8 protein-coding genes are annotated in these 9,665 nt (G+C 72.1%); 6 read left to right on the top strand and 2 right to left on the bottom strand.

Annotation, left to right across the window (positions count from 1 at the left end):
- The 5 genes from JWN97_RS15080 to ftsY form a co-directional block, all read left to right on the top strand.
- Positions 1-1,091 (top strand): AAA family ATPase (locus JWN97_RS15080; RefSeq protein ID WP_297624246.1); only part of this gene is annotated, 1,091 nt, incomplete at its 5' end.
- Entirely contained in the window at positions 1,088-1,552 is a 465-nt protein-coding gene (locus JWN97_RS15075; RefSeq protein ID WP_297624241.1) for an acyl-CoA thioesterase, read from the top strand. The genes JWN97_RS15080 and JWN97_RS15075, both read left to right, overlap by 4 nt.
- Positions 1,553-1,655: 103 nt before the next feature.
- Positions 1,656-1,832 carry a hypothetical protein gene (locus JWN97_RS15070; RefSeq protein WP_297624239.1) on the top strand — a complete coding sequence of 59 codons (177 nt, stop codon included), beginning with the start codon at positions 1,656-1,658 and terminating at the stop codon, positions 1,830-1,832.
- A 100-nt stretch (positions 1,833-1,932) separates the two neighbouring features.
- Complete coding sequence (locus tag JWN97_RS15065; RefSeq protein ID WP_297624236.1) at positions 1,933-2,841, top strand: methyltransferase domain-containing protein; 909 nt, start codon at positions 1,933-1,935, stop codon at positions 2,839-2,841.
- 12 nt (positions 2,842-2,853) lie between these two features.
- Complete coding sequence (gene ftsY, locus JWN97_RS15060) at positions 2,854-3,978, top strand: signal recognition particle-docking protein FtsY (RefSeq protein WP_297624233.1); 1,125 nt, start codon at positions 2,854-2,856, stop codon at positions 3,976-3,978.
- Between the two features lie 216 nt (positions 3,979-4,194).
- Here ftsY and JWN97_RS15055 read toward each other — a convergent pair whose 3' ends face one another.
- Together JWN97_RS15055 and JWN97_RS15050 are read right to left on the bottom strand one after the other, a co-directional pair.
- Positions 4,195-7,146 (bottom strand): glycosyltransferase, encoded by a 2,952-nt coding sequence (locus JWN97_RS15055; RefSeq protein ID WP_297624230.1) that lies wholly within the window; start codon positions 7,144-7,146, stop codon positions 4,195-4,197.
- Positions 7,147-7,159: 13 nt separating this feature from the next.
- On the bottom strand, positions 7,160-8,104 hold the full coding sequence (locus JWN97_RS15050; RefSeq protein WP_297624228.1) for a rhamnan synthesis F family protein: 945 nt from the start codon (positions 8,102-8,104) through the stop codon (positions 7,160-7,162).
- A 204-nt stretch (positions 8,105-8,308) separates the two neighbouring features.
- On the opposite strand from JWN97_RS15050, the gene JWN97_RS15045 reads away from it, so the two are divergent.
- Positions 8,309-9,634: an ammonium transporter gene (locus JWN97_RS15045; protein ID WP_297624226.1), complete on the top strand. Its 1,326-nt coding sequence runs from the start codon at positions 8,309-8,311 to the stop codon at positions 9,632-9,634.
- Positions 9,635-9,665 lie beyond the last annotated feature (31 nt).

The raw sequence follows: 9,665 nt of genomic DNA, 5'->3' as shown, positions 1-9,665 counted from the left end.
CCGATCTCGAGTCGCGCGCCCGCGCCGCCGAGCGCCGCGAGCGCCTGGTGCGGGAGGGCCGCGCCGCCGAGGCGGTCTCGGTCGCCGTCCGCGTCGTGCTCCACCAGCTCGAGCGCTCCGTGATGCTGGCCGCCGACGAGCGGGCCGCCGTCGAGGAGTCGCGGCAGGGGAGCGAGCAGCAGCTGATGGCGGTGCGCACGACCCTGCGCGACCTCGGCCGCGAGCACGACGAGCTGGTCAACTCCGTGCACCGCGACGAGATGGCCCGCACCCAGCAGAAGATGCGCATCGAGCAGCTCGAGGAGCGCGCGCTCGAGGAGCTCGGCCTCGACCCCGACGGTCTGGTCACCGACTACGGCCCCACCACGCTCATCCCCTTCAGCGGCGAGGTGCCCGAAGGGGAGGAGGCGCCCGAGCCGGCCGCCTTCGTCCGCGAGGAGCAGGTCAAGCGGCTCCGCTCGGCCGAGCGCTCGCTCTCGATGCTGGGTCGGGTCAACCCGCTCGCGCTCGAGGAGTTCTCCGCGATGGAGGAGCGGCACAAGTTCCTCACCGAGCAGCTCGAGGACCTCAAGCGCACCCGCAAGGACCTCCTCGACATCGTGCGCGAGGTCGACGCCCGCGTCGAGCAGGTCTTCACCGAGGCGTACGCCGACGTGTCGACGGCGTTCGACCAGACCTTCGCCCGGCTGTTCCCGGGCGGCGAGGGCCGCCTCGTGCTGACCAGCCCCGACGACATGCTCAACACCGGCATCGAGGTCGAGGCCCGCCCGGCCGGCAAGAAGGTGAAGCGGCTGTCCCTGCTCTCCGGCGGCGAGCGCTCCCTGGTCGCCGTGGCGTTCCTGGTCTCGCTCTTCAAGGCCCGGCCGTCCCCGTTCTACATCCTCGACGAGGTCGAGGCGGCGCTCGACGACACCAACCTCGGTCGCCTGCTGCAGATCTACGAGGAGCTGCGCGAGAACTCCCAGCTCCTGGTCATCACGCACCAGAAGCGCACCATGGAGGTCGGTGACGCCCTCTACGGCGTGACGATGCGCGGCGACGGCGTCTCGACCGTGATCAGCCAGCGACTGCGCGACGCCGAGTCGGCATGAGCCACCCCACGACGCGGCCGACCCGGGCCGACTACGTCGCGTGGCGCACCGCCACGACCCGCTGGCGCGACGACGACGCCTACGGCCACCTCAACAACGCCACCTACTACGAGCTGTTCGACACCGCGGTCAACGCCCACCTCTACGACGAGACGGGTGTCGACGTCCGCGCGCTCCCGCAGATCGGCGTGGTCGCGGAGACCGGCTGCCGCTACTTCCGCGAGATCGGCTTCCCCGAGCCGATCGAGATGGGCCTCGTCGTCGACAAGGTGGGAAGGAGCTCGATCGTCTACCGGATCGGGCTGTTCCAGGGGGCGTCCGACGAGGCCGCGGCCGAGGGCCGCTTCGTCCACGTCTACGTCGACAACTCGCGCGGCGCCGGTGACCGGCCGGTGACCCCGATCCCCGACGTCGTGCGGGAGGTCGTCGTACGGCTGCGGCTGCATCAGCCGGAGGCGTGACCGTGGTCACCGGGACGCGCCGGTGGCCGACGCAGATGCACGGAGCGCCCGACCGGTGTGCCATGTTGGAGGCGACCAGTCGGACCACCTCGGGAGGAACCCCGTGCTCGCGATCATCTTGATGATGACCCTCGGCGTGCTCGTCGCCGGCGCCGTGGCGGTCTACGTCGCCTACCCGCACCGCGGCGAGGAGATGCCCGTCGTCCCGCAGCTCGGCGACGCCATGCGCAGGGGCGTCGACTCGCTGCCCACGCTCGAGGACTCCGAGTCCCGCGTCTGATCCTCGCCTGATCCCGGTCTGATCCCGGTCTGGGGCCGGCGCGCCGGGCGACTCCGGCGCGGCGTCCCCTCTCGGGTCCGTGCAGGGCTACCGTGCCAGGGTGAGTGCGGCACGCCAGGACGTCCACAGGGCCTACTGCGCAGCCTGCGGGTCGATGGTCTCCCGCCGGTTCCGCCCTGGCCCGGACGGTCGCCTCGAGGCGACCTGTCCCCGGTGTGGGAGCCTCGAACGGCACCGGTTCCTCTCCCTGCTGCTCGGCGCCCTCGCGCCGGACCTTCTCGACCTCGACACCGTGGTCGAGATCGCGCCCTCCCCGCAGTCCACGCCGCTGCTCGACCGTCTCCACCCGCGTCAGCGCATCAGTCTCGACCTCGGGCACGACAAGCGCGCCGTCGACGCCCTGGCCAGTCTCACCGCCCTGCCGCTGCGCGACGCATCGGTCGACCTGCTGGTCTGCTACCACGTGCTCGAGCACGTGCCTGACGACTGCTCGGCGATGCGTGAGATCTCCCGGGTGCTGAGCCCGCGCGGCATCGCGCTCATCGAGGTGCCGATCAAGGGTGGCGTCCTCACCGACGAGGACCCGTCCGCGACGCCGGACGAGCGCGCCCGGCGGTTCGGCCAGAGCGACCACGTGCGGTGGTACGGCGACGACTTCGACGACCGGCTGCTGGCGGCCGGTCTGTCCTCGGCGCGCGTCACGCCGCCGACGCTCGTGGGCGACGCGGCCGTCGAGTGGTTCCGGCTGATGGCCCACGAGGTGGTGTGGGTGGCCCGGCACGGCACCGCCGCCGCGACGCCGGCGGTGCCCGGGGGATCGGGCCTCAGCGCCGCCTTCGACGCCGTGCTCGCCGACCTGGCCCGGACACAGGACCGCCTCGTCCGGGCACGCGAGCGGGCCGACCGGCTGGCCGCACAGCGCGACGCCCTGCGCACGCAGCCGGCAGTGCCGCAGGTGCGGCCGAGGGCCGACGTGCTCACCCGCCTCCGCCGCGTCGTGCACCTCTGATTGGATGGCGCCATGGGTGACTGGCTGTATCTGATCATCGGCATCGCCGTCGTCGGCGTGCTCACGCTCGCCGGGCTGCTGACCTCTGGTCGCCGCCGCGGCGCCACGCTGCCGAAGGGCGGCGCGGACGTCATCGTCGCGCCCCCCACCGAGAGCGACACCGCGACCGACGCGCCGCCCGAGCCCGCGGTCGTCGAGGCCCCGGCGCTCGAGAAGCCGGAGAGTACGGCGTCGCGGCTGGTGCGCCTGCGCCAGCGGCTCTCCCGCTCGCAGGGCGGCCTCGGGCAGGGCCTGCTCGCCCTCCTCAGCAGGGACCGGCTCGACGAGGACACCTGGGAGGCGATCGAGGACACGCTCCTGACCGCCGACATCGGCGTCGCGCCGACGCAGGCCCTCGTCGAGAAGCTCCGCACCCGGCTCCGGGTCGAGGGCAACCAGGCCGCTGACATCCGCGCCGTGCTGCGCGAGGAGCTGATCGACCTCGTCGGCACCGACATGGACCGCCGGCTGCAGGTCACCGGCACCGACGGCAACCCCGGCGTCGTGCTCGTGGTCGGCGTCAACGGCGCCGGCAAGACGACCACCGTCGGCAAGATCGCCCGGATCCTCGTCTCCGAGGACCTCACGGTGACCCTCGGTGCGGCCGACACCTTCCGCGCCGCTGCCGTCGACCAGCTCGCCACCTGGGGCGAGCGCGTCGGCGTCGAGGTGGTGCGCGGCCCCGAGGGCGGCGACCCCGCCAGCGTGGCCTTCGAGGCCGTCAAGCTCGGCGTCGACAACCGCGTCGACACGGTGCTCGTCGACACGGCCGGCCGCCTGCAGAACAAGGCGGGGCTGATGGACGAGCTCGGCAAGATCAAGCGCGTCATCGAGAAGCAGGCCCCCGTCACCGAGGTGCTGCTCGTCCTCGACGCCACCACCGGCCAGAACGGACTCATCCAGGCCCGCGTCTTCAGCGAGATCGTCGACGTCACCGGCATCGTGCTCACCAAGCTCGACGGGTCGGCCAAGGGTGGCATCGTGGTGCAGGTCCAGCGCGAGCTCGGCGTCCCGGTCAAGCTGGTCGGCCTCGGCGAGGGCCCCGACGACATGGCGCCCTTCGACGCCACTGCGTTCGTCGACGCCCTCCTCGGCTGACCTGACGCTTCTGCACGTCCCCGCGGTGCCGGCCCCGGCCCGCCAACTCACCGGTTGGTCCGCCAACTCACCGGTTGGTCCGCCAACTCGTGAGTTGGCGAGTTGTGGGCCCGGATTGCGGTCGGATGGCGACCCAACCCGCCAACTCACCGGTTGGCGCGCCAACTCGTGAGTTGGCGCCGTGGGAGCGGAGGGGCGGCGACGGACCTCGGGCGGTCAGCCGCGGGCGAGCAGGCGGCGTACGGCGTCGTCGATCAGCGTCTCGGCACGCTTGTCGAAGCTGTGCTCGGCGATGATCCGCGTGGCGATCCGGCGACGCGTGTCGTTGTCCGGGAAGGCGTCGTACGGCGGCCGCACCAGGCGGGCGAGCTCGTGCTCGTTGTCGAAGGGGAGCACGAGCCCCGAGAAGGTCTCCTCGAGCCCGTCGATGCGGTCGCTGAGGATCCGGGCCCCGCACGCGGCCGCGTCGAAGAGCCGGTTGGAGGCGAAGCTGTCGCGGCGCATGTCGAGGTGGTGGTCGTTGAGCACCACTCCCGCGGAGGCGTAGAGGACGCCGACCTCCTCGTTGGCCACCCCGCCCGACGCGATCTGCTCGCGGTCGACGAACTCGGACCAGTCGTTGCCGTGCAGCGTGAGGTCGGCACCGACGGCGAGCGCGCTGCGTACGGCGTAGCGGTAGACGCCGCGCGAGTTGCCGACGAAGAGCAGGTCGGGGCCGGTGTCGGGCTCGGCCCGGTCCGGGTGGAACCACCGCGTGTCGGTGCACTGGAGCAGGGGCTTGACGGGGGTGCCCCACTCGCGGCTCACCCGCGCCGACCAGCTGGTGCTGGCGGCGTAGACGAGGTCGAAGGCCGCGACCTCGTCGGGGCTGATCATGTCGGGGTGGCTGATGATCCACTCGACGTTGAGCAGCCCGGGACGGGGCACGACGCGGTCGAGACCGCGCAGCACGAGCAGCACGTCGTCGTGGTCGCGGGAGTCCCGCTCGCGCGCGTCGCGCCGGTCGATCGCCACGTGCTGGCCACGGCTCTCGAGGGCGTCGGCCAGCGAGCGCGCGAAGTAGGTGTCGCCCCAGCGGTCGCCGCGCGACGCGGCGGGTGCGGCGATGTCGATCGCCCAGCGGAGCCGCGGAGGGGTCTCGCGGATGCCCTGCACGGGGCGCACCACGAGCTGGGGGACCAGCACCGACGGCGCCGCACGGTCCTCGGGATCGGCGGTGACCCGACGATTGCGCTGGTCGGTCACCTCGAGCCCGGCGAGGCGCAGCAGGTCGGCCGCCCGGTCGGGCGGCGGCGTGGCGGACCCGCCGCGCAGCGACGACATCGCCCCGATGAGCTCCTCGTCGCCCGCATAGGGGGTGCGGGAGGTGATCACCGTGTCGGGCACGACCACCGACGTCCCGAAGCCGGCCTGCCGGGCGCGGAGCCCGAGGTCGGTCTCGGCGAGGACGGAGTGGAAGCGCGTGCTGAGCCCACGCAGCGCGACGGCCGTCTCGGTGCTCAGCGCCACCAGGGGGGCCGCGGGTGCGGCCACCTCGCACTGCCCGATCCGCACCGCGTCGCTGCTCGGCAGCCCTGAGAGGAAGAGCTCGGGGTGCGGGTTGTCGGGGCTGAAGCGGGCCCCGGCGCTGAGGATGACGCCGTCGAGGTCGACGACCAGCGGCTGCGCCACCGCCACGCCGGGCTCGCGCACGACCGCGGCCAGGGCGGAGGCGATGGGTTGCCGCGGCGGCATGGCCTCGGGCCGGACGAGCACGACCGTGCTGCCGGCGGCCTCGGAGATGCCGACGTTGGTGGCCGCGGACATGGAGACCGCAGCCGGGACGGAGACGAACCGGGCGCCGGAGATGATCGCGGCGATCGAGGCGGCCAGCACGTGGTGCGCGCGGCGCAGGCGGACCCCGACCAGCACGAGCTCGGTGCCCTCGCGCGGCACGGAGCTGAGCCACTCGACGGTGCGTCGCGGCTCCACGCCCAGCGGGAGGATGTGGCTCACCAGGTCGGGCGAGGTCTCCCGGGCCGCGGCGGCGTCCCAGTCGACGAGCTGTCGCTCGAGGACCACCGAGTCCCAGTCGTCGGCGAAGCCGCTGCCGACCGGGTCGGGACGCTTCAGCACGGGTACGTCGACGGCGAGCGGCTCGCGGTCGCGCGTGAGGCGCAGCAGCAGGTCGCGCTCGACCGATCCGCCGAGGCTCTCGTCGAAGCCGCCGACGTCCTTGATCGCATCGCGTCGCAGCAGGGCGGTGGTGAGGTCGACCGGACGACCCCCCAACAGCTCGACGCGGTCGCGCCCCACCGCGCCGGCGCCGGCCAGGACGGCCGCGGCTCCGGTGTGGTGGGCGTGGGCCAGGAGGTCGGCCAGCATGTCCGGCAGCCACTCCCGGCCGAGGGGCAGGAAGGCGACGTGCTCGGCGGTGCCGTGCTCGAGCGCGACGTTGAGCGCGCGGGCGTGCCCGCACCGGGACTCGCGCACGAGCGTGATGCGCTCGTCGAAGGCGGCCATGCCCTGCAGGACCGCCGCCGTGTCGTCGACCGAGCCGCGGTCGACGGCGACCAGGTGCCAGTCGGTGAAGGTCTGCGCCTGCAGCGAGGCCACGGTGTCGTGCACCAGCGGGCCGGCGTCCTGGGCGGCCATCACCACGGTGACCGCGGGGGAGGTGCCCAGCGTGGTCGGGAGCGTCGGGGTCGGCCCGACCAGCTCCGGCCGCTGCAGCACGACCTCCTCGCGCCACGCGGCCGCCGCGTCGATCGCGGCCGCGCGGTAGGTGCCCCACGAGACCTTCCTGGGCAGGATCCGGGTCGGCAGCGGCGTCCCCGGGCCGGACACCGAGAGCCAGTACGACAGGGCGCCGTAGGGGTGGTGCCGGGCCTCCGGGTGGGCGGCGAAGACGATGCGCGGGTCAACGAGCGGGTGGGGCGCGATGCGGTTGCGGCGGCGTCGCTCGGAGACGTACCAGAGCACCGGGTGCTGGCCCAGGCGCTGCCACGACCGGCGGCGCCCGATCCACTGCGCCTCGAACAGCGGGTGGGGGGACACGTCACCGGCCTGGACCGCTGCGCGGGCGGCCTCGTGGACCGAGTCGAAGGTGGTGCCGAGCTGGGCGGCGACGTAGTCGACGTCGATGAGGCCGGACGCGACCAGGACCTCCTCGGCGTCGTCGAATCTCACCTGGTGCCGACGCTCACCGCGCATCGGAGTACCTCACGCGGGGGAAGAGCGGCTCCAGCGCCAGCGGGGTCGGCAGCAGCCGCTCGGTGTCGCGCAGCGGGTAGTACTGGGCGGTCTCCTCGAGGAACTCCCGCACCCCCTCGAAGCGCTGCGGGAACCGTCGTTCGCACAGCTCCAGCAACCGCTTGGCGTCGAGGTTGTAGGGGTCGTAGCGCAGGGTGTCGATCTTGACGTAGGGCAGGCGGGCGTTGTCGAGCACCCGGTCGGCCAGGCTCCGTGCCGGGTTCCACGGCTCGTTGGCGCGCTCGCGCCACTCGCGCACCTCGGCGCGGGTGCGCGGGAAGTGGGAGCGGTGCGCCGCCCACCACCGCATCCGCTCGCGGGCGATGCGCTGGTCCTCGGGGTTCTCCACGAAGTAGGTGTCGGAGCTGAAGCCGGCGTCGTACAGCCGCCGGGACATGCCGACCTCGTAGCGGCGGATCACCTGCCGGCGCTTGGAGATGGGCTCCATCTCCTCCCAGAAGTTGGTGAAGGCGCGCGAGGCGACCACCCACGGGCGGAAGGCGATGAAGAAGGACTGGATGTGGGGGGCGACGCGCTCGGCGCCGGTGAGCCCCCAGAAGTCGCAGGGGCGGGTGGCCATCTCGTCGAAGACGGAGGCGTAGGAGTCGAGGGCGAAGACGTAGGTGTCGTTGCAGACGATCACCTCGTCGTACGCCGTCAGGTCGCCGGCGGCGTCGAGCCCGACCTTGTAGCTGAAGAAGTCGTAGCCGTAGTTGGCCCGCTCGACGAGGACCGCGCGCTCCGACAGCCAGGCGCGGGCGGAGTCCTGCAGCTGGGCCGTCGTGCAGACCAGCAGGGTGTCCACCGAGGCGGCGAGTGCCTCCACCTGGCCTCGCACGTGCGGTCGCAGCTCCCCGGCGACGTCGAAGTGCGCCATCACGGCCAGTCTGGACACGGCCGAACACTAACAAGGAGGGGTCCGGGCCCGTCCTGTTCACACGGCCGTAACACAGCACTGGATTCCGTTGCCTGCTCGCAACATCCGTCGCGGCCCGGTGAAACCTCGCCCCCGCAGTCTTCGGATGAACATGTGGCCCCCTGCATGACACCGGCGTCATGGGCTGGCGGACCCACATCCCGTACGTTCCCTGGAGGTTCTGTGGACGGCTATTACGCCTTCATGCTGGTGGCGACCGCCTTCGTCCTGATGATGACGGTGCCCGCGCTGGCCCTGTTCTACGGCGGCATGTCCCGGTCGAAGTCCGTGCTCAACATGATGATGATGTCGTTCATCGCGGCTGCGATCGTCGGCATCCTCTACGTCGCGGTCGGGTGGTCGATGGGATTCGGCGGCGAGGGCACGTTCTTCGCCAACCCCTTCGAGCTGCTCTGGCTCGACGGCGTCACCACCGACAACTACGTCTACGTCATGTTCCAGATGACGTTCGCGATCATCACCGCCGCGCTCATCAGCGGTGCGGTCGCCGACCGGCTCAAGTTCTCCGCGTGGGTGGTCTTCGTCCCGCTGTGGGCGCTCATCGTCTACTTCCCGATGGCCCACATGGTGTTCAGCTGCACCGATGACTCGCTCATCTGCGGCCGCATCGGCGCCCAGGACTACGCGGGCGGCACGGCCGTCCACATCAACGCCGGTGTCGCGGCCCTCGTCCTGGTCCTGCTGCTCGGCAAGCGCATCGGCTGGCCCAAGGACCAGATGCGTCCGCACAACCTGACGCTGACGATGCTCGGCGCGGGCATGCTGTGGCTCGGCTGGTACGGCTTCAACGTCGGCTCGATCGTCTTCGGCACGACCTTCGACGAGGACCCCGACGCGTTCCTCGCGCAGTTCTACTCCGAGACCGGTCGCACCTTCGCCAACACGACGCTCGCCACCTTCGCCGCGATCCTCGGCTGGCTGCTGATCGAGCGCCTGCTGCACGGCAAGGCCACCTCGCTCGGCGCCGCCTCCGGCATCGTCGCGGGCCTGGTCGCCATCACCCCGGCTGCCGGGGCCGTCGACATCAGCGGCGCCGTGGCCATCGGCGCGATCGCCGGTGCCGTCTGCGCCTGGGCCGTCAGCCTGAAGTACAAGCTGGGCTACGACGACTCGCTCGACGTCGTGGGTGTCCACCTGGTCGGCGGCATCGCCGGCACCGTCCTCATCGGCGTCTTCTCCACGGCGGACGGCGCCGGCGGCATCGACGGCCTCCTCTACGGCGGCGGCCTGGGCTCGTTGGGCGACCAGGCGCTCGGCGTCCTCGTTGCCATCGTCTTCTCCGGTGTGGTCACGGCGATCATCGGCCTGGCCATCAAGTTCACCCTGGGTCTGCGCATCGCCGCGGAGGACGAGGTCGAGGGCATCGACTTCGTCGAGCACGGCGAGACCGCCTACGACCTGCACAGCGGCATGGGCGGAGGTGGCGTCGGGGGCAAGACCGGCGTCATCGCGGCCCAGACCGCCCCTTCGGAAGGAGCGCACGCATGAAGCTCGTGACCGCGGTCATCAAGCCGCACAA

Origin of the sequence: Nocardioides sp. (assembly GCF_025965415.1) — a bacterium.
Taxonomy (GTDB): Bacteria; Actinomycetota; Actinomycetes; order Propionibacteriales; family Nocardioidaceae; genus Nocardioides.
The sequence above is the reverse complement of the archived record's forward strand: the minus strand, read 5'-3'. Positions and strand labels throughout refer to the sequence as shown.